General features: G+C 58.3%; 25 protein-coding genes. 18 read left to right on the forward strand and 7 right to left on the reverse strand.

Annotated elements, in window-relative coordinates; all coding sequences use genetic code 11:
• Nucleotides 1–78: 78 nt before the first annotated feature.
• From ccmA to ccmI, 9 genes are read left to right on the forward strand one after another with little or no spacing between them, the layout of a single operon-like run.
• Nucleotides 79–717 (forward strand): cytochrome c biogenesis heme-transporting ATPase CcmA, encoded by a 639-nt coding sequence (gene ccmA, locus AC13D2_RS12940; RefSeq protein ID WP_292047617.1) that lies wholly within the window; start codon nucleotides 79–81, stop codon nucleotides 715–717.
• Nucleotides 701–1,432 (forward strand): heme exporter protein CcmB, encoded by a 732-nt coding sequence (gene ccmB, locus AC13D2_RS12945; RefSeq protein ID WP_482938732.1) that lies wholly within the window; start codon nucleotides 701–703, stop codon nucleotides 1,430–1,432. The genes ccmA and ccmB overlap by 17 nt, the downstream gene beginning before the upstream one ends.
• 21 nt (nucleotides 1,433–1,453) lie before the next feature.
• Nucleotides 1,454–2,197: a heme ABC transporter permease CcmC gene (ccmC, locus tag AC13D2_RS12950; protein WP_482938733.1), complete on the forward strand. Its 744-nt coding sequence runs from the start codon at nucleotides 1,454–1,456 to the stop codon at nucleotides 2,195–2,197.
• A gap of 4 nt (nucleotides 2,198–2,201) precedes the next feature.
• The gene (gene ccmD, locus AC13D2_RS12955) at nucleotides 2,202–2,426 is read left to right on the forward strand and encodes a heme exporter protein CcmD (protein WP_482938734.1); all 225 of its coding nucleotides are present in this window, start codon (nucleotides 2,202–2,204) and stop codon (nucleotides 2,424–2,426) included.
• Nucleotides 2,427–2,440: 14 nt separating this feature from the next.
• A complete protein-coding gene (gene ccmE, locus AC13D2_RS12960; RefSeq protein ID WP_300495326.1) occupies nucleotides 2,441–2,917 on the forward strand; it encodes a cytochrome c maturation protein CcmE in 477 nt (158 codons plus the stop codon).
• A 38-nt stretch (nucleotides 2,918–2,955) separates the two neighbouring features.
• The gene (locus AC13D2_RS12965) at nucleotides 2,956–4,968 is read left to right on the forward strand and encodes a heme lyase CcmF/NrfE family subunit (RefSeq protein WP_420389076.1); all 2,013 of its coding nucleotides are present in this window, start codon (nucleotides 2,956–2,958) and stop codon (nucleotides 4,966–4,968) included.
• Nucleotides 4,965–5,501, forward strand: a complete 537-nt coding sequence (locus AC13D2_RS12970) for a DsbE family thiol:disulfide interchange protein (protein ID WP_420389075.1) — start codon at nucleotides 4,965–4,967, stop codon at nucleotides 5,499–5,501. The genes AC13D2_RS12965 and AC13D2_RS12970 overlap by 4 nt, the downstream gene beginning before the upstream one ends.
• Nucleotides 5,501–5,980 carry a cytochrome c-type biogenesis protein gene (locus AC13D2_RS12975; protein WP_292047624.1) on the forward strand — a complete coding sequence of 160 codons (480 nt, stop codon included), beginning with the start codon at nucleotides 5,501–5,503 and terminating at the stop codon, nucleotides 5,978–5,980. The genes AC13D2_RS12970 and AC13D2_RS12975 overlap by 1 nt, the downstream gene beginning before the upstream one ends.
• A 42-nt stretch (nucleotides 5,981–6,022) precedes the next feature.
• Nucleotides 6,023–7,300, forward strand: coding sequence for a c-type cytochrome biogenesis protein CcmI (gene ccmI / locus AC13D2_RS12980; protein ID WP_482938735.1), 1,278 nt, complete (start codon nucleotides 6,023–6,025; stop codon nucleotides 7,298–7,300).
• Nucleotides 7,301–7,304: 4 nt separating this feature from the next.
• Here the strand turns inward: ccmI and AC13D2_RS12985 are convergent, their stop codons facing one another.
• From AC13D2_RS12985 to AC13D2_RS13010, 6 genes are read right to left on the reverse strand one after another with little or no spacing between them, the layout of a single operon-like run.
• Nucleotides 7,305–9,056, reverse strand: coding sequence for a BatD family protein (locus AC13D2_RS12985; protein ID WP_482938736.1), 1,752 nt, complete (start codon nucleotides 9,054–9,056; stop codon nucleotides 7,305–7,307).
• Nucleotides 9,050–10,861: a vWA domain-containing protein gene (locus tag AC13D2_RS12990; RefSeq protein WP_482938737.1), complete on the reverse strand. Its 1,812-nt coding sequence runs from the start codon at nucleotides 10,859–10,861 to the stop codon at nucleotides 9,050–9,052. The genes AC13D2_RS12985 and AC13D2_RS12990 overlap by 7 nt, the downstream gene beginning before the upstream one ends.
• A complete protein-coding gene (locus AC13D2_RS12995) occupies nucleotides 10,854–11,876 on the reverse strand; it encodes a vWA domain-containing protein (protein WP_420389071.1) in 1,023 nt (340 codons plus the stop codon). The genes AC13D2_RS12990 and AC13D2_RS12995 overlap by 8 nt, the downstream gene beginning before the upstream one ends.
• Nucleotides 11,870–12,340 (reverse strand): DUF4381 domain-containing protein, encoded by a 471-nt coding sequence (locus AC13D2_RS13000; protein ID WP_300495306.1) that lies wholly within the window; start codon nucleotides 12,338–12,340, stop codon nucleotides 11,870–11,872. Before AC13D2_RS13000 ends, AC13D2_RS12995 begins: the two co-directional genes overlap by 7 nt.
• A 19-nt stretch (nucleotides 12,341–12,359) precedes the next feature.
• On the reverse strand, nucleotides 12,360–13,304 hold the full coding sequence (locus AC13D2_RS13005) for a DUF58 domain-containing protein (protein WP_482938756.1): 945 nt from the start codon (nucleotides 13,302–13,304) through the stop codon (nucleotides 12,360–12,362).
• A 10-nt stretch (nucleotides 13,305–13,314) separates the two neighbouring features.
• The gene (locus AC13D2_RS13010) at nucleotides 13,315–14,277 is read right to left on the reverse strand and encodes an AAA family ATPase (protein WP_292047633.1); all 963 of its coding nucleotides are present in this window, start codon (nucleotides 14,275–14,277) and stop codon (nucleotides 13,315–13,317) included.
• 144 nt (nucleotides 14,278–14,421) lie between these two features.
• Between AC13D2_RS13010 and AC13D2_RS13015 the strand changes: the two genes are divergently transcribed.
• The 6 genes from AC13D2_RS13015 to AC13D2_RS13040 all read left to right on the forward strand — a co-directional run bounded on the left by AC13D2_RS13015 (nucleotide 14,422) and on the right by AC13D2_RS13040 (nucleotide 23,744).
• Nucleotides 14,422–19,308: an NAD-glutamate dehydrogenase gene (locus AC13D2_RS13015; protein WP_300495301.1), complete on the forward strand. Its 4,887-nt coding sequence runs from the start codon at nucleotides 14,422–14,424 to the stop codon at nucleotides 19,306–19,308.
• A 65-nt stretch (nucleotides 19,309–19,373) separates the two neighbouring features.
• A complete protein-coding gene (can, locus tag AC13D2_RS13020) occupies nucleotides 19,374–20,051 on the forward strand; it encodes a carbonate dehydratase (protein ID WP_292047636.1) in 678 nt (225 codons plus the stop codon).
• A 124-nt stretch (nucleotides 20,052–20,175) separates the two neighbouring features.
• Nucleotides 20,176–20,349, forward strand: coding sequence for a hypothetical protein (locus tag AC13D2_RS13025; RefSeq protein WP_292047637.1), 174 nt, complete (start codon nucleotides 20,176–20,178; stop codon nucleotides 20,347–20,349).
• Nucleotides 20,350–20,456: 107 nt separating this feature from the next.
• Nucleotides 20,457–21,503: a class I SAM-dependent methyltransferase gene (locus AC13D2_RS13030; protein WP_482938738.1), complete on the forward strand. Its 1,047-nt coding sequence runs from the start codon at nucleotides 20,457–20,459 to the stop codon at nucleotides 21,501–21,503.
• An 82-nt stretch (nucleotides 21,504–21,585) separates the two neighbouring features.
• On the forward strand, nucleotides 21,586–22,437 hold the full coding sequence (locus AC13D2_RS13035) for a UDP-2,3-diacylglucosamine diphosphatase (RefSeq protein ID WP_292047639.1): 852 nt from the start codon (nucleotides 21,586–21,588) through the stop codon (nucleotides 22,435–22,437).
• A 164-nt stretch (nucleotides 22,438–22,601) separates the two neighbouring features.
• Nucleotides 22,602–23,744 carry a class I SAM-dependent methyltransferase gene (locus AC13D2_RS13040; RefSeq protein ID WP_421911023.1) on the forward strand — a complete coding sequence of 381 codons (1,143 nt, stop codon included), beginning with the start codon at nucleotides 22,602–22,604 and terminating at the stop codon, nucleotides 23,742–23,744.
• Here the strand turns inward: AC13D2_RS13040 and AC13D2_RS13045 are convergent.
• Nucleotides 23,723–24,337: a riboflavin synthase subunit alpha gene (locus tag AC13D2_RS13045; protein WP_300499776.1), complete on the reverse strand. Its 615-nt coding sequence runs from the start codon at nucleotides 24,335–24,337 to the stop codon at nucleotides 23,723–23,725. The two genes, AC13D2_RS13040 and AC13D2_RS13045, sit on opposite strands and share 22 nt — an antisense overlap.
• A gap of 158 nt (nucleotides 24,338–24,495) precedes the next feature.
• On the opposite strand from AC13D2_RS13045, the gene AC13D2_RS13050 reads away from it, so the two are divergent.
• The 3 genes from AC13D2_RS13050 (at nucleotide 24,496) to AC13D2_RS13060 (ending at nucleotide 26,758) form a co-directional block, all read left to right on the forward strand.
• Nucleotides 24,496–25,458, forward strand: a complete 963-nt coding sequence (locus AC13D2_RS13050) for a hypothetical protein (protein WP_482938739.1) — start codon at nucleotides 24,496–24,498, stop codon at nucleotides 25,456–25,458.
• 61 nt (nucleotides 25,459–25,519) lie between these two features.
• Nucleotides 25,520–26,194: a TetR/AcrR family transcriptional regulator gene (locus AC13D2_RS13055; RefSeq protein ID WP_292047643.1), complete on the forward strand. Its 675-nt coding sequence runs from the start codon at nucleotides 25,520–25,522 to the stop codon at nucleotides 26,192–26,194.
• Between the two features lie 57 nt (nucleotides 26,195–26,251).
• Entirely contained in the window at nucleotides 26,252–26,758 is a 507-nt protein-coding gene (locus AC13D2_RS13060) for a L,D-transpeptidase (protein WP_292047644.1), read from the forward strand.
• Nucleotides 26,759–26,775: the final 17 nt, after the last annotated feature.

Genomic DNA, 26,775 nt, shown 5'->3' on the forward strand with positions numbered 1-26,775 from the left:
GCCCCGCCGGTAAGTATTGCCTTTCCGAACGTCTGAACCCACCGGGTCAGTAATGTGTACACCAGCTCTGGGGCCCCGATGTCTGAGCCGTTACTACAGGCTGTCAATCTGCAGTGTGAGCGTGATGACCGGATACTGTTCCGGGACCTCTCTGTCTCCATACTGCCCGGTACTCTGACCCGTGTCGAGGGGCCTAACGGCTCTGGCAAGACCACGTTGCTTAGAATTCTTGCCGGATTGAACGACAGTTACAGTGGTGACTTGCTCTGGCGCGGCAGGCCTCGTCATGCCTACCGGGAGGAATTCCTCCGCAATATGCTCTACCTTGGCCATCGCCCGGGTATCAAACCGTTGCTCACCCCCATGGAAAATCTCCGCACCCTGATGGCCGGGCGTCGCTATGTTACCGATAAGGTGCTCTGGCAGGCATTGGAAGGCACTGGCCTGGGTGGCTTTCAGAATGTACCCAGTCGTAATCTGTCCGCCGGGCAGCAGCGTCGGGTGGCGCTCGCCAGGTTGCTGGTTGCGGATGAACCCCTGTGGATTCTGGATGAGATATTCACTGCCATTGATATCCACGGTGTGGCTGCCCTGGAGCGATTGCTGGTGGAGCGTGTCGCAAGTGGTGGTGCGATTGTGGTGACCACGCACCACGATTTTAATCTGCCCTCGATGCACCGAGTTACCCTGGGGGGACGTCATGACCATGGCCTCTGAAGCCAAGCTTCCTGTTCGTACGCCGGAGGAGTCGGTAAGTGCGTTGTCGGCCATGAAAGCCGTATTCTTGCGGGATCTGAAAACCGCCTTTCGTCAGCCCCAGGATCTGCTCAATCCGTTACTGTTTTTTGTCATGGTCGTAACGCTTTTTCCCCTTGGAGTTAGCCCCGAAGTCGCATTCCTGAGAGAGGCGGGTAGCGGTATCCTGTGGGTTGCGGCCTTGCTGTCCGTGTTATTGTCGCTGGATCATCTTTACCGTCATGATTTCGATGACGGCACGCTTGAACAACTGGTACTGCAACCCCAGCCGCTGTTTTTGCTGGTACTGGCGAAGTCATTGGCCCATTGGGTGCTCACTGGCCTGCCATTGGTGATGCTGGCGCCTGTTCTGGGGGTGATGGTGCACCTTGAGGGGAACTCTGTCGCCATTCTGTGTCTAACGCTGCTGATCGGCACACCGGTCCTCAGCTTGATCGGTTCCATTGGTGCGGCCTTGACCCTCGGATTGAGATCGGCAGGCGTGCTCTTGTCCCTGCTGATCATTCCGCTGTACATTCCGGTGCTGATTTTTGGCACAGGCACGGTAATGGCTGCGTCTGAGAGCGCGTCGGTGGGTGGACAGCTCGCGTTGATGGGGGCATTTCTGGTGTTGGCGCTGACACTGGCGCCGTTCGCATCGGCGGCGGCCCTGAGGATCAGTCTGTCCAACAGTTAAAGATAAAAAGGTAACAACCTGATGTGGCAAATCTTTCACAAGCTGGGGTCGCCAAAATGGTTCTTCGGCATTGCCTCAACGCTGATGCCCTGGCTGCTCGTGGCGGGGGCAGCCCTGTTGATGACCGGTATTGTCTGGGGGTTGGTGTTTGCGCCACAGGATTACCTGCAGGGTAACAGCTACCGCATTATTTTCATTCACGTACCGTCTGCGTTTCTGGCCCAGTCGGTGTACATCATGATGGCCGTTGCGGCGCTGGTTACGCTGGTTTGGCGTATGAAACTGGCCGATGTCTTCGTCACGGCTGTGGCACCGGTTGGTGCGGTGCTGACCTTCCTGGCCCTGTTTACCGGGGCGGTGTGGGGTAAACCCACCTGGGGAACCTGGTGGATCTGGGATGCCCGGCTTACTTCGATGTTGATCCTGCTGTTTCTTTATTTTGGGGTGATGGCGCTGGGAGCGGCCATCTCCGATGAGAAATCCTCGGCACGCGCCGTTGCCGTGCTGGTACTGGTAGGGGTGGTCAATATACCAATCATCAAGTATTCCGTGGAGTGGTGGAATACCCTGCACCAGCCCGCGACGTTCAAGCTCACGGAAAAGCCCAGTATGCCCGCGGAAATGTGGGTGCCCCTGTTGCTCTCGGTATTGGGGCTTTATCTGATATTTGGCTGGCTCGCCTGTCTGCGTATGCAGACCCACATACTGGCGCGTGAAGGGCGCACACGCTGGGTAAAAGAACTGGTTCAGGCACGGGGGAACTGACGCAATGGCATTCGACTCATTTGGCGCTTTTCTGGCGATGGGCGGCCACGGCCCGTATGTGTGGGCCTGCTATGCGATGTTTTTCCTGCTGATGGGTGTCGTGATCTGGTGGTCGCTGCGTCAGCGGCGGGTCGTGATCGCTCAACAGCAACGCCGCGCCGCCCCCATGCCGTCGGCCGACGAGCGCCCGACGGCCAGCTTTACCCGAATTGAATCTTCACAAGACTGACTGGTATATCAAACATGCACCCGATCCGAAAAAAACGGCTCACCATTGTCCTTTTTCTCCTTGTCGGGGTGTCGGTGGCTGTGGCCCTGACGACCTACGCGCTGCGGCAGAACATCAACCTGTTTTACGACCCAAGCCAAATTGCCGCTGGTGAAGCGCCAGTGGACGTCCGCATCCGTGCCGGTGGCATGGTGGAAGAAGGGTCAGTGCAACGTGATCCGGAAAGCCTGAAAGTGGAGTTCAAGGTGACAGACTTTACCTCGTCGGTGTTGGTGGAGTACACCGGCATCCTGCCGGACCTGTTTGCGGAAGGGCAGGGCGTTGTCGCCATGGGGCGCATGGACGGAAATGGTCGTTTTGTCGCGGACCAGGTGCTGGCAAAGCACGATGAGAACTATATGCCACCGGAAGTGAACGAAGCCCTGGAAAAGGCCGCCGGCAAGCGAGCTGCCATGCCTGGGGCAACCGGTGAATCCAGCGCCGGTTACTAGCGTTGCTGGCCCACGTTTAAGAGAGTTGGAGAATTCTGATGTTTCCGGAACTCGGACAGATCACACTGATACTCGCGCTGTTGCTGGCAGTGCTCCTTTCCGTGGTCCCCCTGGTGGGCTCGGTGACGGGGCGTGATCAGCTGCTGGCCTTCGCCCGGCCGCTGTCAGCGGGCCTGTTTGTCTTCGTTGCCATGGCCTTTGGTCTTCTGACCCACGCGTTTGTGACCGATGACTTTTCTGTGGCCTATGTCGCCAACAACAGCAATAGCATGCTGCCCTGGTACTACAAGTTCAGTGCGGTTTGGGGCGGGCATGAAGGCTCTCTGTTGCTTTGGGTGCTGATGCTCGTTGGCTGGACACTGGCCGTCGCCGTGTTTAGCCGTCGCCTGCCGTCGGTGATGGTGTCCCAGGTCTTGTCGATACTTGGTATGGTCACGGTGGGTTTCCTGTTGTTTACTATCGTGACCTCCAATCCTTTCGATCGTACGCTCCCTAATGTGCCGGCCGATGGCGCCGACCTGAACCCGCTGTTGCAGGATTTCGGGCTGATTGTGCACCCGCCTATGCTGTACATGGGGTATGTGGGCTTTTCCGTGGCTTTTGCCTTTGCCATTGCCGCGCTGATCAATGGCAAACTGGATGCGGCATGGGCTCGTTGGTCCCGCCCCTGGACTACCGTGGCCTGGGCTTTCCTTTCCCTGGGTATTGCTCTGGGTAGCTGGTGGGCCTATTACGAACTGGGTTGGGGCGGCTGGTGGTTCTGGGACCCGGTCGAGAACGCCTCGCTGCTGCCCTGGTTGTCAGGAACGGCATTGATGCACAGTCTGGCCGTCACTGAGAAACGCGGCGTCTTCAAGAGTTGGACCGTGCTGTTGGCCATTGTGACCTTCGCCCTGAGCCTGCTGGGAACCTTCCTGGTGCGCTCCGGGGTGCTGACCTCTGTCCACGCCTTCGCCTCTGACCCTGACCGGGGTACATTTCTGCTGGCGCTGCTGGCGATCACTATTGTTTCGAGCCTGACCCTGTATGCGTTCAGGGCGCCGGTGGTGCATGTGCGCTCCCGTTACGGCAGCCTGTCCCGTGAAATCTTTCTGCTGATGAACAATGTGTTGCTGGTTGCAGCAACCCTGTTGGTGTTGGTGGGTACCCTTTATCCGTTGGTTCTGGACTATCTGGACATGGGGCGGCTGTCCATTGGTGAGCCCTTCTTCAACCTGACCTTCAGCCCTCTTGGAATTGCCGCAGGCTTGCTTTTGGGGGCAGGTATATTCTCCCGCTGGAAGAAAACCGACGGCGGCTGGCTGGGCCGCAAACTGTTGTGGCCGTTGGCAGTCAGTATCGTTGGCACTTCGGCTGTGCTGGTCGGGTACGGCACGTTCGAGCCTTGGGCGTTTGGGGGGCTGTTCTCAGCAATGTGGATTACGGTGGCGACCTTTTGGGATCTCTGGGAAAAGTCCGGGTCACGGAAGGGCCGTCTGCACGGCCTGAAGCGCCAATCCCGCAGTTACTACGGCATGGTGTTCGGGCACCTGGGACTGGCCATCACGATGGCCGGTGCGACGGTTGCTTCCAATTACGGTATCGAGCGGGATGTTCGTATGTCGCCCGGCGACACCGCGATGGTGGGGGATTATCAGGTGGCATTTGCGGAGATTGGCAACCGACGGGGACAGAATTTCACCGCGGAATACGGGCGTTTTGAGGTTTACGATTCGGATGGTGGCCTAGTATCCACGCTTTATCCCGAGAAGCGCCAGTACATGGTTCAGCGCAACACCATGACCGAGGCCGGTATTGACGGCGGCCTGTTCCGGGATATTTTTGTCGCCATAGGTGAGCGGGTGTCTGACGACGCCTGGGCGATCCGGCTTCAATACAAGCCGTTGGTTCGCTGGTTGTGGCTCGGATCGCTGTTTATGGCTGCCGGTGGCTTCCTGGCCATTTCAGATCGTCGCTATCGCATTCGCGACAAGGTTGCGGAAAACGGCAAGGCCAAGGCACCGAATGCAGGTGGTGATCGCGGCGCAGACGCGGCAGGAGTGGCGTCATGAAGCGGCTCCTTCTGTTCACGCCGTTGATCCTCGCCGTGGTACTCGGCGTGGTCCTGTTCGCCGGTATCGGCAAGGACCCCAACAAACTGGAGTCGGCGCTGATCGGAAAACCGGTGCCCGAGTTTTTGTTGACGGATCTCCACGACGAGAGCCGCGAACTGACCCGTGAGGTTTTTGAAGGTCAGATGTCTCTGCTGAACGTCTGGGGTACCTGGTGCCCGGCATGCCGAGATGAGCATGGTGATCTGGTCTGGCTGGCGGAAGAGAAAGGTGTTCGCATCGTTGGCCTTAACTATAAGGACAACCGGGATGATGCCCTGGTCTGGCTGGACAGGTTGGGCGATCCGTATCAGGTGTCGGTCTACGATCCCCGTGGCAGCCTCGGGTTTGACCTGGGGGTCTATGGCGCACCGGAAACTTATGTCATTGATGCCGAAGGAATTGTGCGTTACCGCCACGTTGGCGTGATCAACGAAAAAGTATGGGAGCAGGACATCAAGCCCATCGTCGACCGGTTCAGGGAGAAAAACTGATGTGGCGTTCGGTGTTTGCATGGCTGTTGCTGGTTACGATTGCGCCGATGTCCGCAGCGGACGCCCGGGACGTATACGGGTTCGATACACAGGCGCAGGAGCAGAGGTTCCAGACCCTGATTTCGGAGTTGCGTTGCCCGAAATGCCAGAATCAGAACATTGCCGATTCCAATGCGCCGATTTCCAAGGACATGCGCGACGAGGTGTACCGGATGATGTCTGACGGCGCCAGCAACGAGGAAATTGTTGGAGCGCTGGTCGACCGCTTTGGTGAGTTCGTGCGCTACAAGCCCGAAGTGGATAGCCGCACCATCCTGCTGTGGGCAACGCCGGCCATTGTGGTTCTGGGGGGGCTGATGGTGGTGGCGGGGATTGTGATCCGCTCCCGCAGGGCCGGTCAGGACGAGTCGCCCCTAACTGACGAAGAGCGTGCGCGGGCATCCCGGATGCTTGATGGCGATGACTCCAGCCGCACCTGACTTCAAACAACACTCTTTCTCAACCGGATTAATGACTGTTCTATGACACAGACCTTCTGGCTGACGGCCGCTGTATTAATTGTACTTGCCCTGGCGTTTGTGGTGGCGCCGTTGTTCCTGCATCGTTCCAGCCGGCGGGCAGAGATGGACCTGCGCAACCAGAACCTGCTGGCATATCGAAGCCGAATGGCGGAACTGGATCGTGAGTTCGATGCCGGCGCGCTGGACGAGGAAAGCTATCAACAACTCCGGGAAGAACTGGCTGGCAGCATGCTTGATGATGTCCCGGATGCCGAACGTGGCGTCATTGATTCACCGGACCGGGCCAGGGGTGGGAAAAGTGCCGTAGTTATTGCGATTGCCTGCCTCGCCGTTATTCCCGCCGCTGCGGTATTTCTGTACGGACAGTGGGGCGCCATGGACGACGTCGAGCAGTTCCGTGCCATGCAGGAGATGATGGCAGCCGACGGCGATCGCCTGGGCCAGATGCAGGAACTGACCACCCAGCTTCGCGAGCGGCTGGAGGCCAATCCGGAGAACACGGAGGGCTGGGCCATGCTGGGGCGTAGCTATATGCGCATTGAGCAGTATGAGGATGCGGCTTGGGCCTTCGAACGGCTGGCAGAGAGTATTGAGGATGATGAGAACGGCAAAGCCGTCGCCTGGGGATTATCAGCCCAGGCTGCGTTTTTCCTGAGTGAGGGTGACCTCAACCGAGGAGTGTCGAACGCCATTGAAAAGGCCAGGTCGCTCAATCCCGACGAGGTCAATTCCCTTGGCTTGCTCGGTATCCATGCATTCAGCCAGCAGAACTTTGAGGAGGCGATCCGGTATTGGGAGCGCATCGTCTCGGTGGCGCCCAATCACCCCCAGATTGCGTCCATCCGCCAGGGCATTGAGCAGGCCTATCAGCGCCTGGGTCGGCAGGTGCCACAGGAGCAACCGTTAGAGGTATCCGCGGCTGGCGTGACCGTCCGGGTGGAAATAGAGGAAGCATTCCGGGGTGAGATTCCTGACGACACCATCCTGTTTGTTCTGGCACGTCGGGCGGACGTTCAGGGCGGTCCACCGCTGGCGGTGGCACGGCTGAGTGCGGGCCAGTTGCCGATGGAGATCCGGTTGGACGACCGCTTCAATATGTCCGCGGGTGCAAAACTGTCGGAGGCGGGCGAAGTGCGCCTGCAAGCGCGACTGTCGCGCTCTGGCAACGCCAGGCCACAAGCAGGTGACTGGCAGGGCGAGGTGGATCAGCCGGTGCCAGTGGGTGAGGGCGAAAACGAGCCTGTCACCCTGGTGATTGATACCCAACTGGCGCCGTAATCTTTCACCGGCTGGTGCTCAGGCCCTGCGGGTAGAGCGGCGGCAGCTGATCCCCGGGGGCTGATTCACTGGCGGCCCCGCGCACGCGGATCAGCGCAGCGACAAGTCGTTCTCCTTGCCAGGGCTCTGACGTGGCCGATTCACCGGGTGTACCGAATAAACGCTGTTGAAGCTGTTCGATCTCGGCGGCCAGCTCCGTGTCGCCCAGAAACCGATTCACGTCCGTTAGGCTTTGGAAGGTGCGCTCCGGATGCCGTTGAGACATCCAGCGCACAAGCAGATCGGTCGTCTTGGGTGATCCCGCCTGCGCTGCCTCGCACAGGTCGCGGAATAGCACTTTTTCCCGGTTATCTCCCTGACTCGCCACGACCTTGCCAGCATTGGTGCGGCGCCTGCTGTACCACCAGGCCGTCAGTGTGAGCAGCCATCCCACCAGAACGGCTAGAGTGGCCAATGGCCAGAATACGGCACCGGACTCCCCGTCAGGCTCACCTGATGCCGGGTCATTGTTGGTCTCCGTAACCGCTTCCGAGGCGCCTTCCGGGTTGTTGGGCCCCGAGTCGATCTGGCCAGGAATTCCCTCAACGACCATCGTATGAGCAGGAATAACCGCTACTTTTTCGCTGTCGCTTTCAGTATCCCACCAGGGGATCCGGATTTCGGGCAGTGTTAACTGTCCAGGCTGCACCGGCACCAGTGCGGTGGTCTGGGTCAGTGTCGAGGTCAGCCCTTCTGTGCCAGGTGTGGTTGTGCGCTCGGGCTTTTCCGGGTAGGCCCGTATGCTATCGGGCGTCTGTTCCGGGAACGGAGGCAGGGATTCGGCAGGCAGACCCTCCGCCCTCATGGTGAGGCTCCTGGTAAGGTTCTGGCCCGCTGTCAGATTCTGGTTCCGTGGCAGTCCTGACTGATCCAGCTCCAGCTTGCGGGCGGGCAACCAGGTGTCTCCACTGAATCCAGCTGGCACACCTTTGACGGTGATATCAAACAGGTTGGCGCTGTCGCGGAGAAACTTCAATTGGCCCTGTTCATTGCGGGCCTGGCCCTCAAAACGGATGGGCTGCAGGCTGAGTTGTCCCTCTTTCTGGGGAAACAGTGCGTAGCGGCGCTCAACCACACGATAGCGAACACCGTCCCGGTAGCGAGTGTACTCATTCTGCTTGCCCAGCGATTCTACAATGGCATTCGGGTGCTCCGGTTCGGAGAGCTCACCGCGAATGAGGTTGCCGGTGAAAAACAGCTTGATGGAGAGCACCAGCTGTTCCTGAACGTACACTTCGTCCTTGTCTGCGGCCAACTCGATAAAGCTGTCTCTCTGGGCGTCGCCCTCCTGATTGGGTGGGGTGCCGCTGATAACCTCGATGGTGACGGGGGTTGAACGGGAGTCGCGGAAGCTAAGGGGCGGAATGGTCAACTTACCGGTCTTTTGGGGCGCGAGCTGGTAAGTCCATGTGATCTCCCCCACCATCTCATTATTGACGGTGCGGATGGAGTATTGCTGGTTGCGGGTGAGAATCTCGAAGTCGTCTTCTACCTTTTCGATGTCCGGTTTTGGCAGGCTCGACAAGTCGAAATCGAACAGGTTTCCGAGATTGATATCGATTTTGGTACTGCCCTTGACGCTCAGGGTAAGCACTTCGCCCTCGTAAAGGCGGGTTCTGTCGGGTTCAACGGTCAGATCGTTGGCTGCCATGGCCGGCCCCGCCATGGTGATAAGCAGCAGTATCAGAATAAACGGACCGGTCAGCCGGCTTACCATGGTGTATCGCCCTCGTCAGATGGTGTTTCTCGTTCCTGGTATTGTTGCAGGAATTTGCGCCTCAACAGGCCGCCCGGATTATCGGGCACGCGCCGGAGCCATTGTTCCTGCCCCTGGGTCAGTGGAGACGTATCCAGCTCCGCCGGTGCCCTGGATGCCTGTCCGTTGCTCTCAGCAGAGTCGGCATCACGCTGGCGTTGTTGTTCACCCTCCGCCTGCTTTTCCTGTTCATCGCTTTGGCCGTTCTGCTGACTATCCTGTGGCTCGTTGTCCTGCTGTCCATTCTGTTGGTTGTCAGGCTGGTTCTGCCCCGCCTGATCCGACGGGTCACCATCCTGATTCCGGGTATCCGACCCATTCTGTGAGTTCTGCTGGTTACCCTGTTGCTGTTGATCGCCCTCCTGGTCTGACGATTCGCTGCCGTCTCCGCTGGATTGGTTCTGTTGCTGCTCCAGCAGCTGTTTCACCAGGTCCCGGTTGAACAAGGCATCTTCGTGCTCGGGTTGCTTCGCCAGCACGTTCTCGTAGGCCTCGAGGGCTTCTTCCAACTTGCCTGCACGGGCCAGGGCGTTGCCGCGGTTGTAGCTTGCCCCGGGTGTGTCTTCGCTGGCGAACGCGCCCGCTGCGGACTCATACTCCCCCGAGCGATACAGTGCGCTGCCACGCCATTGCGGGTCGTCGAGAATTCGGGCAGCCCGTTCCGGGCTTTCTTCGATCAACGCAGGCGCGCGCTGATCCTCCCGGGACCAAAGAGCCTCCCAGTCCATGGCCGTTGCGGGGCGTGGCGTGAGCGGCAAAAGCGTTACCAGTACCGCAACCATGGCGCCGCGACGCCAGCCGAGCAAGGCCAGTGGCGCAGCCAGCCACAATAGCCAGTAGCCATCATCCTGCCAGCGGTTGACTGTCAGGCCGCGCTCGCTGTCTTCCCAGTTGTCCGAGTCGATAGGGCGCAGTTCCAGGGTGCGGATGTCCTCGTCCGTAATGGTCAGGCTATGACTGTCTCCACCGTTACTTTCCGCCAGTTCCGTCATGCCTTTGGGATCTGCACGGGAAATTACGATGTCGCCGCCGTCGCGAATGAATCCCTGGCGTGCCAGCGGTATTGGCCCCCCCTCTGAAGTACCAACGGTCAGGGTGCTGAGCGCGAACCGGCTGCCCGTGAGGGTATCGTTGATGCGGGGAAGGTAACGTTCGTCCACATTGTCTGCAATCAGTAACAGTCGTCCTGTTCCCGGGGCGCCCTGTTCCAGCAGGTCAAGGCCACGTTGTATGCCAAGATCGGTTCGGTTTCCTGCAGCGGGCATGATCACCGGTTCGAGTACCTCCAGCATGCCCTCGATGGTATTGCGGTCGTCCGTCAGCGGTGTGACTGCATGCGCGTCTGCGGCGTAGACCACCAGGGCCGTCAGGCTGCCCTCCCGTGCCTTCAGAATATCGCGTATCTTGCGCTTGGCGACGGTCAGGCGGTCGGGTGTTACATCGGTGGCAAGCATTGACAGCGACAGGTCCAGCACGATGACGAGGCTGTCGTTCTGTTGTTGCAATGGCGTGGGCGCCTTGCGCCACGACGGGCCGGCAAGGGCAACGGCAAGCACCACGATGGCGGCAACGACCGGCAACACGGGCGAGCGTTTTTGACCGCCAGCGACACCAGACTGACTGATCAGTGGGCGCAGCAGTTGCGGCGGTATCACGCGGCTCCAGCCACTGTCGCTCTGGCGGACACGTTTAAATACCAGCGGCAGTAAAAGGGCGACAAGAAGTAACAGCAGCCAAAGTGGGCGCAGGAAGTGAAAATCAGCCATGGTTTCCTCCCCGTGCGTTGTTTCTGGTTTCAAGCCGGTTGCTGGCGACTCTGGCGCCCTGAAGTAGCAGCCAGATCAAGACTGCAATCCCGGCAGGCCAGACGTACAGTTCAGTCACCGGACGATAGTGCTTGCCTTCCAGTTCGATGGGTTCAAGCTGGTTGATACTTTCATAGATCAGTTCCAGCTCAGGCAGGCTGCGGGCCCGAAAGTACTCACCGCCCGTCTGCTGGGCAATTCGCGTCAGCAAACCCTCATCGAGGTCGCGGGATGGGTTGACCCGGCGGGAGCCGAGCAGCCCACGCTGGACCATGGTTTCGGCGCCGATTCCAATGGTGTAGATGCGTACGCCGGCGGCTTTTGCTATCTCCGCCGCCTTGTCTGGCGCGATCTCACCAGCGGTGTTGGCGCCATCGGTGAGCAGGATCACCACGCGTTGTTCCTGGGGACGATCACGAAGGCGCTTGACCGCCAGGCCAAGGGCGTCGCCGATCGCCGTGGCCCGCCCGGCCATGCCGATACCTGCCTCGTGCAGCAGCGTGCGAACGGTGGCGAGGTCAAAGGTCAGCGGCGCCTGGATATAGGGCTCTGTACCGAACAACAGCAGCCCCAGGCGGTCACCTTCGCGGCGTTGGATAAAGTCATCCAGCACGCGTTTCACCGCCTGTAGTCGGTTGATACTGCGGCCCTGTATGACCATGTCCTGTTCGTCCATTGACGGGGAAATATCCACTGCCAGAAGCAGGTCACGGCCGCTGACTGGCAACTGTACCTGTTCGCCGACGTGTTGGGGGCGTGCCAGGGCCACGACCAACAACAGCCAGATCAATAACAGTGCCAATTGCTGCCAAAGGGGGGCGTGGCTACCGCTACGGCTGACGCCCGGCAGGTCCGACAACCAATGCCCGACCGGGAAAACCGGTGCCTCCACAGCCTGAGCACTGCGCTTGCGTAAACGGATAATCAGGGGAACCAGAGCCAGCAACAGGGCCCATGGCAATGCAAGGCTCAGCATTTTTGGCCTCCCAGCCAAACACGGGCAAACGCGACAGCATCGCTGGTATGGCACTCGGGTATCGGTTGCCAACTGCTGTTCACCATGGCTTCCACCACCGGGCGTGAGGCTATGCGATCCTTCGGGCTGGTTTCCAGAAGAAAGCGAACCCAGGGTTCGCCGGACAGGGATTCCGGGAGGCGTTCGGGGTAACGGATACGCGCTGCTTGTTTCAGTAAAGCGTTCACCGCACCGAACCATTGGCTGTTGGGTGTTGCTGCCTGCTCCAGTCTGTTCAATTCAGTGTTGGCGGTTTTCAGCCAACGGTTTTTGCGCCGTTTTCGTTGGATCAGCACGAACGCCAGAATGCCCAGGGCAATCGCAATGGCCATTAACAGCCACCAGCCGGGCGCCGGTGGCCAGAAGCCTCCGGATTGGGGCAGGTGAATGTCTCTGAGCTGGCTCAGTGGGTCCTGTTCCGTCATGGGTTTTTTGCGGTTCCTGTCATCCGATTTGACCTCGGGGGCCAAGCAGTGCCTGCAACGCCAACGCTGGCTGATCGCCGGTCATGACGCTGGCGGGCTGTACCCCCGCCGTGCGAAAACACTCCGCAAGGGCCTCTGTATGCTGGCGAACCTTGTCCGCATAGGCTCTCTGGAAGCGGGGGTTGCTGCTATCAAACCACACCGGTCCGTCCTCGCCGGCAATGGCGAAACGGCCGCTTTCAGGTAACTTCAGTTCCAATGGGTCAACGACTCTCAGTGCACTGACCGTGTTGTGACGTGCCAGCGAACCGAGTAGCCGCGACGTTTCCGTGGTAATGGTCAGGAAGTCACTGACGACGAAAATGCGGCTACCGGTGTGGGCCACCCGACGCGCTTCTCGCAGGGCCGTATCCAGGGTGGCGTTTTCCGCGCCAGGGGCTGCGGTGGCATTCGAGTCGCGCGTGCTTCTTTGCTGTCTTGCCACGGTATCGAGAAATTGCAGTACTGACTTCTTGCGCCGCGCCGGGCGCTGTACGGTGAGTTCGTTGCCATTGAAAACAATTCCCCCAACCTGGTCGCCAGACCAGAGGGCAAGCCAAGCCAGGATGCCGGCAATCTGGGCCCCGCGAACCTGTTTGTAAGCGCCGGTGCTGGCGAAAAACAGGGAAGGTCCCAGGTCGCAAAGCAGGAGCACAGGGCGCTCGCGCTCTTCCTCGTAGAGCTTTGTGTGTGGCGATTGCCGTCGGGCAGTCACCCGCCAGTCGATGCTGCGGATATCGTCCCCAGGCTGATACTGGCGTACTTCAGCAAAGGCCATGCCCCGCCCGCGACGGGGAGAGCGTTGTAAGCCGGCCTGCCGGGATCTTACCGGGCGCGCAGCCGGCAACTTCAAGGCGCGGGCATCTGCCTGCAGGCGAATGAGACCGGAAAGGGGAATATGGGTCGCTGGCTCTTCGGGCGTCATGGTCACGTTGTCAGGCTGTTACCGGAACTCGGTCTATCAGGCGCTGGATAATGGCATCTGCGGTCAGGCCTTCGGCTTCGGCTTCGAACGTCAGCAAAATACGATGGCGAAGGACGTCGAAGGCAATGTTACGAACATCGTCCGGGCTGACGTAGTCCCGTCCTTCCAGCCAGGCCATGGCCCTGGCGCAGCGATCCAGTGCGATGGTGCCGCGTGGGCTGGCACCAAAGGCCGTCCAGCGGGCCAGTTCCGGGTCGAGTGACACCGGGTCACGGGTGGCAAGCACCAGTGCCAGCAGGTATTGCTCGACGGGCTCTGACATGTAGATATCGGAAACCGCATGCCGGGCCTCGAAAACCTGTTCGGCCGTCAGGCGGACTTCAGCGGCCACCTGCCCACGGCGGTAATCGTTGCGAGCCAGGTGGAGAATCTCTTTTTCAGCCACAGCTGACGGATAGTCAATCACTACATGCATCAGGAATCGGTCGAGCTGGGCTTCAGGCAGGGGGTAGGTGCCTTCCTGTTCGATGGGGTTCTGGGTGGCCATTACCATGAACAGGCGATCCAGCGGGAAGGTGCGCATACCGACACTGACCTGGCGTTCGCCCATGGCTTCGAGTAACGCTGACTGTACCTTGGCCGGCGCCCGGTTAATTTCATCCGCCAGCACGAGGTTATGGAAGATCGGGCCATGCTGAAACTCGAACTGTCCGGTTTCAGCTCGGTAAATCTCACTGCCGGTCACATCGGATGGCAGCAGATCCGGGGTGAACTGGATACGGTGGAAGTCGCCTTCGAGGTGGTCGGCGAGAGCCTTGATGGCGGTGGTTTTGGCCAGGCCGGGAGCGCCCTCTACCAGCAGGTGGCCATCAGCCAACAAGGCAATCAGCAAACGGTCCACCAGTTTTTCCTGGCCAATGATCCTTTTTGCTAACTGAGACCTGAGCTCTCCAAACGTATGCTGTAGTGCCATGGGGGGTGTCCACTCCTACTGCAGAGACGGTTCGCGTAAGTAGATGCCGCAGTTTTCGCATCTGTGGGGCAAAAATCAAGGCTTTGACTATGCTTATGTGACGGTACACCGATTACGTTTATTTCACACTCTCAGAGGTCGACTATGAATGCGCTGACGATCGCCAGCAAGGAACAGTTTTTCCAGCAGCTGGACGAAGCTTTCGCTGAAAAAATAGCGAAAACCGAAGCGAAAAAGATCAGTGAATTCGCGAAGCAGCATTATGCTCACATTCCTCTTGAAGAACTTATAAGTCGACGATTTTCAGATACCTATGGGGCTATCCTCGCGGCTTGGCAGTTTCTTCAGAAACGGTCCGCCGAGGAAACCCCTGTGTCCGTGTTCAATCCGGACCTCGAAAGCGATGGCTGGCAGTCCACCCACACCGTCATTTTCATTCTTCATCCAAACATGCCGTTCTTGATCGATTCCCTGCGAATTGCCATTAACCAGCGGGAAATCGGTACCCACTCCATTCAGCACTCCATACTTCAGGTGGAGAGGGACACTCAGGGCAAACTGAAAAAACTGCATCCTCCGAAGAAGAAGTCCGCCAATGCCAGCTACGAGGCGTTCATTGTGCTGGAGATTGACCGGCACAGCAGCCCGGAAGACCTGAGGTCGCTTGAAGAGGTGCTGCAAACCATTCTTCACGAAGTTCGCATAGCGGTCAGTGACTTTCCGATTGTGACTGAAAAAGTCAACGAAATCAGCCGGGAGCTGGATAATACCACGGCCGGTATCGACGAAGAGGAAAAGGAGGAGGCGAAGGCGTTCCTGGCGTGGCTGGTCAAAGACCACTTCACCTTTCTCGGCTACGACGAATACGATTTCGCCAAGGACAAGAGTGGGCTGGTGGTCCGCCGTGTGGAGAACTCCGAACTGGGTATCCTGCGGGTGAATAATGAGCGCCCGGATCGCGTTCGGCTCAATGAACTGCCACAGCGCACCCGGCATGAAATGACCCGCACCGACGATATCTTCATTTTCGCGAAGTCCGCCCAACGTTCGCGGGTCCACCGTCCGGCCTATCCGGACTACATCGCCGTCAAGAAGTTCAACAGCAAGGGCGAAGTGGTTGGCGAGCGTCGTTTCCTGGGGCTGTATACCTCACGGGTCTATAACGAACGCCCGGATGAGATTCCCCTGCTGCGCCGCAAGTTTCAGATGGTCATGCGGCGGTCGGGGTTCCTGCGTGATGATTACGCGGGCAAGGAGCTGGATCAGATCCTCACGGTGTACCCCCGGGATGAACTGTTTCAGATAGAGCCCGGAGAACTGCTGTCCGTCGCCAAGAGCATTCTCTACATCCAGGAACGTCGTCGTATCGAACTGTTCATGCGGGAAGACGTGTATGGCCAGTTCGTGACCTGCCTGGCGTTCTTCCCCAGGGATATTTACAACACCGAGTTGCGCCTGAAGGTGGAGCAGGAGTTGCTGGAGACTCTGGGTGCCGAAGATATCGAGTTCGTAACGCATTTTTCCGAGTCGGTTCTGGCGCGGGTTCAGTTCACCATACGGGTGCCCCAGGTGGAAAACCGGCAACTGCCGATTTCGGAGATTCGCGACAAGGTGATCGGGCTGGCCCAGTCCTGGCGTGATGGCCTGCTGGAGGCGCTGACCGAGGCCTATGGCGAAGAGCAGGGCAACGAGATGTTCCGCGTTTACTCCGGCGGTTTCCCTGCCAGTTACAAGGAAATGTTTTCGCCCCGGCGGGCTGCCATTGATCTCGAGCATATATCCGGCGCGGCCGAGGAAAAACATCTCACCATGAGCTTCTATCGGGCTCTGGAAGAGGACGAAAGTACGCTCCACTTTAAACTCTTCTATCCGGATGAGCCGTTGCCATTGTCCGATGTCATGCCGATTTTCGACAATCTCGGGTTCCGGGTGATCGGCGAGCATCCCTTCGAAGTCAGCGACCGGAAAGGGACGACGGTATGGATACACGACTTCACCCTGCAGGCTCACAGCGGGAAAGTGGTGGATATTCACCGTATCCGTCCCATTTTCGAGGACCTGTTCCGTCGCGTGTGGTACGGCGATGCCGAGAATGACGCTTTCAACCGGCTGCTGCTGTCCTCCTACATGAGCTGGCGGGAGATTGCCCTGCTGCGGACCTACGCCCGCTACATGCGTCAGATCCGCTTTTCCAACAGCCAGACCTTTATCTCCAATACCCTGGTCAACCATGTGGACCTGACAAGGTTGTTGCTGGAATTCTTTGAAGTGCGCTTTAATCCGGAGCGTTATCAGAGCGTGGGCAAAAGTGCGGCCGCGCAGCAGAAGCTTGAGATCGAGTTCAATGCCTGGCTCGATGAGGTAGAAAACCTGAGTGAGGACAGGGTCCTGCGCCTGTTCCTGGAGCTGATGCAGGCTACCCTGCGAACCAACTATTATCAGCCCGACGGTGAAGGTCATACAAAGCCGTATATCAGTGTGAAATTTGACCCTTCCCGCATTCCGGATATGCCGCTGCCCATGCCCATGTTCGAGATTTTCGTCTACTCACCTCGGGTTGAGGGTGTGCATCTACGCGGTGGCAAGGTGGCCCGCGGTGGCTTGCGCTGGTCCGATCGTTTCGAGGATTATCGCACCGAGATTCTCGGGCTGGTCAAAGCCCAGCAGGTCAAGAACGCGGTCATCGTGCCAGTCGGTGCCAAGGGCGGTTTCGTGGCCAAGCGCCTTCCGGATATGTCGGATCGCGAGGCCTTCCAGGCGGAGGGCATCGAAGCCTATAAGACCTTCATCCGTGGCCTGCTGGACATTACCGACAACCTGGTGGACGCAGGTATTCAGCCTCCGGCCTCGGTGATCCGTCACGACGAGGATGACCATTACCTTGTCGTGGCTGCGGACAAGGGGACAGCGACCTTCTCGGACATTGCCAATGGTCTGGCGGCGGAGTACGGCTTCTGGATGGGTGATGCCTTTGCCTCCGGCGGAAGCAACGGGTATGACCACAAGAAAATGGGTATAACTGCCCGTGGTGCCTGGGTGTCCGTGGAGCGCCATTTCCGCGAACTGGGTATCAACCCGGCGCTGGACGAGTTCACCGCCATCGGTATCGGCGATATGGCGGGAGACGTATTCGGTAACGGCCTGCTTTCCTCGGAAAAGACAAAGTTGGTCGCCGCCTTCAACCATGTGCACATTTTTATCGACCCGGCGCCGGACGCGGCAAAAAGTTACAAAGAGCGCAAGCGTTTGTTTGAATTACCACGCTCATCCTGGACTGATTACGACACCAGCCTGATTTCCAAAGGCGGTGGCATCTTCAATCGCAGCGCCAAGTCCATTCCGGTCAGCCCGGAAATGAAAAAATTGTTGGGTATCAAATCCGACCGGGTGCCGCCCAACATGTTGATTACCCACATCCTGAAGGCCCAGGCCGACCTGCTTTGGGTGGGTGGCATCGGGACCTACATCAAGGGGCAGGGCGAGTCCCACGGGGATGTTGGGGACAAGGCCAACGATGCGGTTCGTATTAACGGTTCAGAGCTTCGCTGCAAGATTGTGGGCGAGGGTGGGAACCTGGGCCTGACGCAGTTCGGGCGTATCGAGTTTGCGTTACGCGGCGGTCGGCTCAATACCGACTTCATCGACAACTCCGGCGGTGTGGATTGCTCCGACCACGAAGTGAACATGAAAATCCTCCTGAACCAAGCGGTTGCGATGGGGGATCTGACTGATAAGCAGCGCAACATCATGCTGGAGGAAATGACGGATGATGTGGCCTCCCTGGTGCTCAAGAACAATTATCGGCAGACCCAGGCCATCAGTATTGCCAGTGTGGGGGCCATCACCCGGCTCGAAGAATACCGCCGGCTGATGAACACCATGGAAAGCGAGGGTAAGCTGAATCGCAGCCTGGAATTCCTGCCTGACGACGAAACCCTGTCCGAGCGCAAGCTGGACAAAAAAGGGTTAACCCGTCCCGAACTGTCCGTGCTGATTTCCTACGTCAAGGGTGACCTGAAGCAAACCCTGATCGACAGCAGCCTGCCGGATGAGCCCTTGTTGGCTGGGGAAATGTACAAAGTGTTTCCTCAGGACCTGACCCGCAAGTTTTCCAAAGAGCTGGGGGAGCATCAATTGCGCCGTGAGATCATTGCGACGCAGATTGCCAACGACATGGTCAACCACATGGGGATCACCTTTGTGGAGCGGTTGAAGCAGTCAACTGGTGCCGATGCGGCATCGATTGCGCTGGCCTGGATCATCGCTCGTGATGTCTTCCGGCTGGACACCTGGTGGGACAAGGTGGAGTACATGGATTACTTTATCCCGGCCAAAATTCAAATGGATCTGATGGGCGACCTGATGCGACTGATTCGCCGCGCTGTTCGCTGGTTGTTGCGCAACCGCCGGGCGGAACTCGGTATTCAGAGCCATATGGAGCGTTTCGCCGACAGCGTCTGGAAGATCACATCCGACCTGCCGGATTACCTCGGTGAACAGGCCTGTGCTGATTGGAAGAAGCGCCATGACGAACTCATTGAGTCAGGTTTGCCGGAAGATCTGGCGTCGGTGGCTTCCGGGACCAGCTACCTGTATTCCTCTCTCGGTATCATTGAGGCCCGCGAAGCAACAGGAATGCCTCTGAAAACCGTCGCCAACCTCTACTATGATCTCGGTGACAAGCTGGATCTGAACTGGTTTGCCAAAGCCATTGCAGCCCTGGTGCCTGCGTCTCACTGGCAGGCCCTGGCGAGGGAAAGTTTCCGTGAGGACCTGGATTGGCAACAGAGGGCTCTGACCACTGGTGTGCTCAAGCTGGCTACGAAACCTGGAGATGTCAGCATCGCTGTAGACAACTGGATGGCGCGGCACAGCACCATGATCAGCCGTTGGAAATCCATGCTGACGGAACTCAAAGGGGTACGTGAACCAGAGTATGCGATGTTTTCTGTTGCGTTGCGGGAGCTGCTGGACCTGGCTCAGACCACTATGCATGAACATCACGATACCCACCTGACTCAGACCAGTTGATGATTGATTTATGTTGCGGATTGCCGTTCAATTCTGGGCAATGTTGATCATTAGGAGGAGGTTTGATGGGGCAGCTTGATCATTTGCTGGACAAAAACAAGGCCTGGGCTGATGGCATCAAGAGCCAGGACCCTCAGTTTTTTAACCGCTTGTCCAACCAGCAGGCGCCGGAGTACCTCTGGATTGGCTGCGCGGACAGTCGGGTTCCGGCCAACCAGATCGTTGACCTGATGCCCGGTGAGCTGTTTGTGCACCGAAACGTGGCCAATGTGGTGGTGCATACAGACTTTAACTGCCTGTCGGTGCTTCAGTTCGCCATTGACGTGCTCAAGGTCAAGCACATTCTTGTCGTCGGCCATTATGGCTGCGGGGGGGTTAAGGCGGCCCTGAACAACGAGGGCTTTGGCGTGATTTCGAACTGGCTTCGGCACGTCCAGGACGTTCGCGACAAACACCAGGGCATCCTCGATGGCCTGGCGACCGATCAGGACCGCGTGGACCGCCTGTGCGAATTGAACGTGGTGGAGCAGGTTGGCCACGTCTGTCAAAACAACATTGTGCAGGAGGCTTGGCGTCGTGGGCAGGCGTTGACCGTGCACGGCTTTGTCTACGATGTGGCCGACGGCATCCTTCGGGATATGGGGTTGTCCATCAGCTCCGAGGCCGATCACGAGGCCGTCAAACAAAACAGTATTGATGAGCTGGTGTTGAGGCCGGTCCGGGCGGGGCGCCATAAAAACTGACATGAAAAATGTCAAATTGTGTCAATTATTCGTGACAGTCGTCACTTTCTGACCCGGCGCGTCATCACAGTTAACCTCCTGATTGATTGTTACACTGAGTCGGTAACATATCAGGAGGTTAACCATGCGAGAGATCGTTCAAAAAGCGCTCAGTGTCATGAGTCAGCGTAAAACGACGCAGTCCAGCCAGGCTCGTCGCCGCAACAGTGAGACGACGCCGCAGCAGGAATCAGTGGAAGATTGGGGCATGTCGCCAGAAGACGCTTTGCGAGCCAATACGGTTGCCCGCTACAAGTAGGAGGCCGGAGCTGGAATCTACCGGTTTCTGATCGCCCGGGCCAAGACTCAGGGCTCAATTCCGGTTAGAGTATCCCGCCTGATATGAACGCCGGGATACGCTGATCAATGTCTGCACTGCCTAATTTCCACGAAGCCTTGCTTAAAAACCAGAACCTGTTGCGTGGTCGCCTGGCCATTATTGGCGTGGTTGATCCCGCGTTACTTCCCCTGTTGCCGGATCGGGGACTGACGATTTCCGAACATTTTGGCAATTACCAACAGTTGCTGGCCGTCAACGACTGGATGGCGGCCTTTGGTTATGACGCTCCGGAGTTGTCGCCGGGCGCGGCCGATACCCTGGTGGTGTTTCTCCCCAAGGCCAGAGCTGAGTTGTCGGTAAGGCTTGAGTTGGCGCTTTGGCTGGCGGCCGAGGGGGCTCGACTGGTTCTGGTGGGCGAAAAGAAAGAAGGTATTGCGGGCGCCGTGAAACAGCTGAAGGGGCTTGCACCTCAAGCATCGAAAGCAGACAGTGCCCGTCACTGCCAGGTCTGGCAAGCCGATAGCCTGCCCAGGCGCCCAGCGTTTGACCTTCAACGTTGGCTTCAGTGGCATCCGGTTGAATGCGAGGGAATTGGCTTCAGGGTGGCCGGCTTGCCCGGTATATTCAGTGACGGTGAGCTGGATGATGGTACCTCCATGCTGTTGCAAACCCTCGCTGACTCACCACTGGAGAAAGGACCCGTGCTGGATTTTGCCTGCGGCGCAGGTGTTATCGGCACCTGGTTGCAGTTGCACCAACGAGTCACGGGGCAGGATGTTTTTCCAGTCGACGGCGTAGACGTGCAATTTCAGGCCGTTGCTTGCGCTCGCGCGACCTATCAGGAGGCGGGCGTCGATGGCGTGATCCACGCCTCCGACGGGTTGTCCGGCGTCGACGGCCGCTACGCCACAGTTGTTACCAATCCGCCATTCCATACCGGTATTCGCACCGATACGTCCATGACTGAGCAGTTCCTGATGGGCGTGGCAAAGCACCTGGAGCCTGGCGGTGAGTTGCGCCTGGTGGCGAACGCGTTTCTTCCCTATGAGGCGCTGATCCGTCGTCATGTCGGGCCGGTCAGGGCAATCGCCGGTGATCGACGCTTCACGGTGTGGTGCGCCCGCCGTCACTGAACTGTCGTCTGGCTGTCATACGGTCGTCATTGCCATCGGACAAGGTAGGAATAATCCTTGAACAGGCCGGTGGGGGAAACCGATGCATCAGTACAGGAGCGTTTTCATTTCCGATGTTCACCTGGGGTCCGCCGATTGCCAGGCGGACTATCTTCTGGATTTTCTGGACAACGTCAGCTGTGAGACCCTCTACCTGGTTGGGGATATCGTTGATCTGATCGCCATGCAACGGCGGGTGCACTTCCCGGAAAGCCACCAGGCGGTCGTGAGGCGGTTTATGGCCATTGCCGCTGCCGGCACGCGGGTGGTGTATGTGCCCGGTAATCACGATGAGTTTCTGCGGCACTTCTGCGGCCAGACGCTGGCAGGTATCGAGTTGAAGCAGAAGGCCATCCACATTACGGCGGACGGTCGCCGATTCGTGGTCTGCCATGGCGACCAGTTTGATCAGGTGGTGCGCTGCAGCCCCTTGATGCTGCTGGTAGGTGATAGGGCTCACGGCCTTCTGCTGCGCCTGAACCGCTGGTTCAATGCCTGGCGGCGCTTGCGCCGTAAGCCATACTGGTCTCTGGCGGCCTGGGTCAAAAGCCGTATCGGCAAGGCGCGGTCGTTCATTCGACGTTTCGAGCTGGCTGCTCTGACGGCGGCAGAGCGCGGGCACTACGATGGTTTTATCTGTGGTCACATCCACTCCGCCGGCTTTCTGCGCAGTCAGGAAGGACTCTACTGTAACGACGGTGATTGGGTAGAGCACTGCACGGCGCTGGTGGAGCGCCACGATGGTAAGCTGGACATCCTGCACTGGTCCGAACAGCCGGGCATACTGGCGTCGGAGCCAGCACAGCCTGCCCCTGAATTCAGCGGCGGCCAGCGCCCTGTTATCGACGTTCTGTCGCCTGCGTTTATCGAAAGCATCAATGCGACGCCAAAATAGAGGTTTTCTCAGGGCATAAAAAAGCCCCTGGGGTGAGGGGCAAGAAGGTTTGCTACCACAACAAACGGTGCAACCTGAAATCGTTCTGTCAGAGTAGGGTTAATTTCTAGAGTAATCAGCCTAGAATGTCCGCAGTTTTCTTAACGACGATGCGGATGCCTAAAATGACAAGTGAGGTTCTAACATTCAGTGGTGGGCGCTTGCCTCTGAAGCGCCCCGGTGGAGGCCGCACCCTGCGGGCCTGGGACGCCGCTGACGAGCAGTTGCTGGAACAGGTTCTGGAGCGTTGCACGCCGCAGAGCCACCCACGGGTGTTGGTCATTGACGACCAGTTTGGGGCTTTGACCCTCGGTCTGGCGCCTTTCTCCCCTGTTTCCTTTGCGGATAGCTGTCTCCTCTCTGAGTCCCTGGTTATTAATGCTCCGGCCGATCTGTCTATTCCGGCACCAAAGAGCTGGCTGGAACTGCCGGAAGGGCGCTTCGATCTTGTCGTTATGAGGATTCCCCGGCAACTGGACTACCTGGCGTGCCTGTTGCGGTGGGTCAACAGCGTTCTGGCACCCGAAGGCAAGCTGATTGCCGGTGGCATGATCAAGCATCTGCCGTCACACAGTGCTGATGTGTTCGGGGAACTGGTCAACACCCGGGAAGTCTGCCCCGCGCGCAAAAAAGCGAGGGTGGTGGTTGCCGTCCGGGGTGAGAATACGTTGCTGGACTGGCCGGATTTCTGGCGGGGATACAGGTTGTCGTCCCGGTACGAGCTATCGGGTATGCCAGCGGTGTTCTCCAGAGGGAAGCTGGATATCGGTTCACGGCTGCTGCTGCCGGTCATTGAGCGGAAGATTGCGGATCTCCCCCCAGGAACACGGGTAATGGATCTGGCTTGCGGAAACGGTGTGCTCGGGCTGACGGCCCTGGCCCGTAATCCGGCGCTTGAGATTGCGTTCGCGGACGTTTCCAGTCAGGCGGTTGCCAGCGCACGTCACAATGTCCTGACGGCTTTCCCGGACGCTGTCGCGAGTTTTTACCACAGTGATGGTATCACGGAGGCGGCCGGCCGTTATGATCTGGTGCTGTTAAACCCGCCATTTCACGAAGGTGGAGTCGTCGGTGACCATGTTGCCCTTCGACTCTTCAGTCAGGTGGCCCGGCACTTGTCCCCCGGCGGATGCATGTTGTTGGTGGGGAATCGGCACCTGGGTTACCACCGCAGTCTCCATCACTACTTTGGCCAGGTGCGACAACTCGATGCAGACCCGAAGTTTGTAGTGTTCGAAGCCTCTGTTCAGGAGGGTGGCCGGTCGTAACCCATGCGTGCCAGCGTGTCGACGATGGTCTGGGTCTGACTGTCGATCTCGATGTTAACCCGGTCGCCAACAGTCAAATCGGCAAAGGTGGTTGCACGCAGAGTCTCGGGAATCAGGTGAACGTTGAAGCGATTTTCTGTGACGTCGCCAATGGTCAGGCTGGCCCCGTTGATGGCAATGTAGCCTTTGGGAAAGATATAGCGCGCCCATGCCTGCGGCACCTCGAATTCAATGGTGCAATTGTTCTCGGGGCGGTCGATCGCGACGATATCGGCCGTGGTGTGCACATGACCGGAGAGAAGGTGCCCGCCAATTTCGTCGCCTATCCGGGCTGCACGTTCGAAATTGATGCGATCCCCTGGCTTCAATTTTCCCAGGGTGGTCAGGCGCAGCGTTTCCTGCATGGCATCGAAATAAAGATTCTGGCCATCCTGCCGCGTCACCGTCAGGCAAGTGCCGTCGATGGACACTGATGCGCCAATAGTCACGTTGTGAGCCTGATCCTCCGGAAAGCGAATGCTAAAGCTGCTCAGACCGGGCACGGCGGAAATTTCGTCAACGATGGCAACACCCTGAACAATGCCTGTAAACATGTTTCAACCTCGGCTAGTGTCTGCAGCCGTATAGGGCCACACTCAGTGGAGGCAAGGATAGCGATCCTACGAGCCGGTGCCAAGCCATCATGAGCGTCCAGGTTATAATGCCAAGACTCAAGGATGCGTGCTGGTGGCCGATAGGCTATTGAGGGCAGATGCAGACGACAGCTACCGGCCCGGTGATTTTTGACGGACGATCAACCATGGCAGAGAACGAAAGCGTACGCCAGAAAACCAGCGATACCGTGCGGGGGGGAGAGCCCTTGCTACGCAGAGGGCGGCCTGCTGACCCGCCCCCGGAAGCGGGGGATGGGGGGTGGTCGGCCGATGCTGCCACTGGCACTGAACTTCCTGACAACCGACCCGAGCGGGGGGCGACGTCTTCTGTCGATCGACTTGAGACCGACGATATCCCAGCGAGTGATCAGTCCGTCGCGGAATCGTCGACAGGCGAGGATTCCCAGAATATCGAAAAAACCCTGGCAGAGTCGCGTCAACGCAAGCTCCGGTTGATGTTGCGTCAGTGTGACCGCGTGGTGTTGCTGGATTTCGACCTGTTGGCGTTGCCTGACTGGCCTGACAATTACACCGTTGCAGCGGCCCGGCGCAATCGTGACATCTGGCTGTTTGGCGCGTTGCTCGCCGCGGTGGTTTTTCTCAGCGGTCTGACCGGCTTTGTCCCAGCGTGGATTGCTGGTGGTGGCTTCGGTGCCTTTGTGATTATCCTGCTATTGGGGGTGCCGGGTATTCGCCGTCTTTACACGTCACGGTCCTCCTATCTGGACCTCGTCATCCGCCGTAAGAGGCTGCTTCGGGATGCGCGCAAGCATGTCGAACATCTGGAAGGGAAAGAGGGGCTGGTGTGGCAGTGTGCGCGGATGGCCGAATTCAACTCTACGCTCAAGGCAACCCGCTTCAGTGAATTGCTGGCGTTGTCGGAGCGGCGGGTATTGGCTCGAAATCTGACCCGGCGGGAACATATCCGCCTCTATCTGATCTATCTTCTGGAGGCCGAGAAAGCTTACACCAGAGCGCAGCAGGCTTTCTTCGAGGGCCACCAGCAGGCCATTGACCAGGGTTGGTCTTCGGTAGCTGTAGAGCCGGAGGACAGAACTTGACATAGCGTCCGGTCAAACGTATGTTTAAAACAGACGTTTGCTCAGAGGCACTGATAATAAAATGGCTCAGTCTGATACGGTCGACCGGATTCTTGATGCAGCGGAAGAGCTCTTCGCCGAGAGAGGGTTCTCCGAAACCTCCCTTCGCATGATCACCAGTAAGGCTAAAGTAAATCTCGCTGCTGTCAATTACCACTTTGGTTCTAAAAACGCTCTGATACACGCGGTATTCGCCCGCTTCCTGACTCCATTCTCCGCCACGCTGGAAGACGCCTTCGACGATCTGGAGGCGAGGTGCGCTGGCGAGCCGCCGACGCTTAATCAGACCCTCTGGGCGCTGACTGAAAGCGCAGTACGCATGCCGCAACGCAATGAGAAAGGCATTTCCATATTCATGCGCCTGCTAGGGCTGGCCTATACGCAGTCCCAAGGTCATCTTCGGAAATTTCTTGAGCAGGAATACAGCCAACCGTTCAGTCGCTTTATGCGCCTGCTCAAGGAGGCGACGCCACAATTATCGGCGGTGGACCGTTACTGGCGCATCCAGTTCATGCTTGGCGCCACAGCGTTTACCATGTCGAGCAGTGATGCCCTGCGGGATATTCTGCAGAACAAGCTTGGCGTGGAAACCACGGTCCAGGAGATTGCTGCGCGACTCGTACCCTTCCTGGCGGCGGGCATGCAGGCCGATGACGCCATGCTGGTACCGCCGGCCCATAAAACCTCGGTTGCCTGAGTCGCTCGCTCTCGGTTAGGCTTCCGGTTCGTTTGTTCGCCGGGAGCCTGACACAGCATGCCAAGTAATCCTGTTTTCTCGCCTGTTCCCGGAATCGAGATCAGTCTCAGTGCGCAAACGCTGACATTGTTTCCGGGCGACTCGTCAACGCCTCTATCCTATCCCGTTTCGACAGCCCTGAAAGGTCCCGGTGAAGGCCAGAGCACTGGATGCACACCCAGAGGGAGGCATTACGTGCGCGCGATGGTGGGTGGTGGCCTTCCATTGAATTCGGTATTCATTGCCCGCCGCCCCACCGGAGAGGTCTATTCCGAAAGACTGGCGCGTCAGTTTCCCGAGCGTGACTGGATTCTGTCCAGGATCATCTGGTTATGCGGGCTTGAGTCCGGGAAAAATCGTGGCGCTGGGGTCGATAGTTTCCGTCGGTTCATATACATTCACGGCACACCGGATACCGAACCCATGGGTGTTCCGCGCTCCCATGGTTGTATACGCATGAGGAATACCGACGTTGCTGAGCTTTACGACCGTGTCTGGCCGGGCATACCCGTCACGATACGATAGGGCCGGCGGTTGTTAAT

Source organism: Marinobacter sp. B-12 (genome assembly GCF_056857915.1).

Bases quoted from the DNA above. Each gene is read 5' to 3' on its own strand.
- AC13D2_RS13015 (WP_300495301.1), top strand. From the start codon at position 14,422: ATGAATGCGCTGACGATCGCCAGCAAGGAACAGTTTTTCCAGCAGCTG.
- ccmD (WP_482938734.1), top strand. From the start codon at position 2,202: ATGGCATTCGACTCATTTGGCGCTTTTCTGGCGATGGGCGGCCACGGC.
- AC13D2_RS13040 (WP_421911023.1), top strand. From the start codon at position 22,602: ATGACAAGTGAGGTTCTAACATTCAGTGGTGGGCGCTTGCCTCTGAAG.
- AC13D2_RS13035 (WP_292047639.1), top strand. From the start codon at position 21,586: ATGCATCAGTACAGGAGCGTTTTCATTTCCGATGTTCACCTGGGGTCC.
- AC13D2_RS13005 (WP_482938756.1), bottom strand. From the start codon at position 13,304: ATGACGCCCGAAGAGCCAGCGACCCATATTCCCCTTTCCGGTCTCATT.
- ccmB (WP_482938732.1), top strand. From the start codon at position 701: ATGACCATGGCCTCTGAAGCCAAGCTTCCTGTTCGTACGCCGGAGGAG.
- AC13D2_RS13010 (WP_292047633.1), bottom strand. From the start codon at position 14,277: ATGGCACTACAGCATACGTTTGGAGAGCTCAGGTCTCAGTTAGCAAAA.
- AC13D2_RS12990 (WP_482938737.1), bottom strand. From the start codon at position 10,861: ATGGCTGATTTTCACTTCCTGCGCCCACTTTGGCTGCTGTTACTTCTT.
- ccmA (WP_292047617.1), top strand. From the start codon at position 79: ATGTCTGAGCCGTTACTACAGGCTGTCAATCTGCAGTGTGAGCGTGAT.
- AC13D2_RS13025 (WP_292047637.1), top strand. From the start codon at position 20,176: ATGCGAGAGATCGTTCAAAAAGCGCTCAGTGTCATGAGTCAGCGTAAA.
- can (WP_292047636.1), top strand. From the start codon at position 19,374: ATGGGGCAGCTTGATCATTTGCTGGACAAAAACAAGGCCTGGGCTGAT.
- ccmI (WP_482938735.1), top strand. From the start codon at position 6,023: ATGACACAGACCTTCTGGCTGACGGCCGCTGTATTAATTGTACTTGCC.
- AC13D2_RS13050 (WP_482938739.1), top strand. From the start codon at position 24,496: ATGCAGACGACAGCTACCGGCCCGGTGATTTTTGACGGACGATCAACC.
- AC13D2_RS13060 (WP_292047644.1), top strand. From the start codon at position 26,252: ATGCCAAGTAATCCTGTTTTCTCGCCTGTTCCCGGAATCGAGATCAGT.
- AC13D2_RS13045 (WP_300499776.1), bottom strand. From the start codon at position 24,337: ATGTTTACAGGCATTGTTCAGGGTGTTGCCATCGTTGACGAAATTTCC.
- AC13D2_RS12970 (WP_420389075.1), top strand. From the start codon at position 4,965: ATGAAGCGGCTCCTTCTGTTCACGCCGTTGATCCTCGCCGTGGTACTC.
- ccmC (WP_482938733.1), top strand. From the start codon at position 1,454: ATGTGGCAAATCTTTCACAAGCTGGGGTCGCCAAAATGGTTCTTCGGC.
- AC13D2_RS12995 (WP_420389071.1), bottom strand. From the start codon at position 11,876: ATGCTGAGCCTTGCATTGCCATGGGCCCTGTTGCTGGCTCTGGTTCCC.
- AC13D2_RS12975 (WP_292047624.1), top strand. From the start codon at position 5,501: ATGTGGCGTTCGGTGTTTGCATGGCTGTTGCTGGTTACGATTGCGCCG.
- AC13D2_RS12985 (WP_482938736.1), bottom strand. From the start codon at position 9,056: ATGGTAAGCCGGCTGACCGGTCCGTTTATTCTGATACTGCTGCTTATC.
- AC13D2_RS13030 (WP_482938738.1), top strand. From the start codon at position 20,457: ATGTCTGCACTGCCTAATTTCCACGAAGCCTTGCTTAAAAACCAGAAC.
- AC13D2_RS12965 (WP_420389076.1), top strand. From the start codon at position 2,956: ATGTTTCCGGAACTCGGACAGATCACACTGATACTCGCGCTGTTGCTG.
- AC13D2_RS13000 (WP_300495306.1), bottom strand. From the start codon at position 12,340: ATGACGGAACAGGACCCACTGAGCCAGCTCAGAGACATTCACCTGCCC.
- ccmE (WP_300495326.1), top strand. From the start codon at position 2,441: ATGCACCCGATCCGAAAAAAACGGCTCACCATTGTCCTTTTTCTCCTT.
- AC13D2_RS13055 (WP_292047643.1), top strand. From the start codon at position 25,520: ATGGCTCAGTCTGATACGGTCGACCGGATTCTTGATGCAGCGGAAGAG.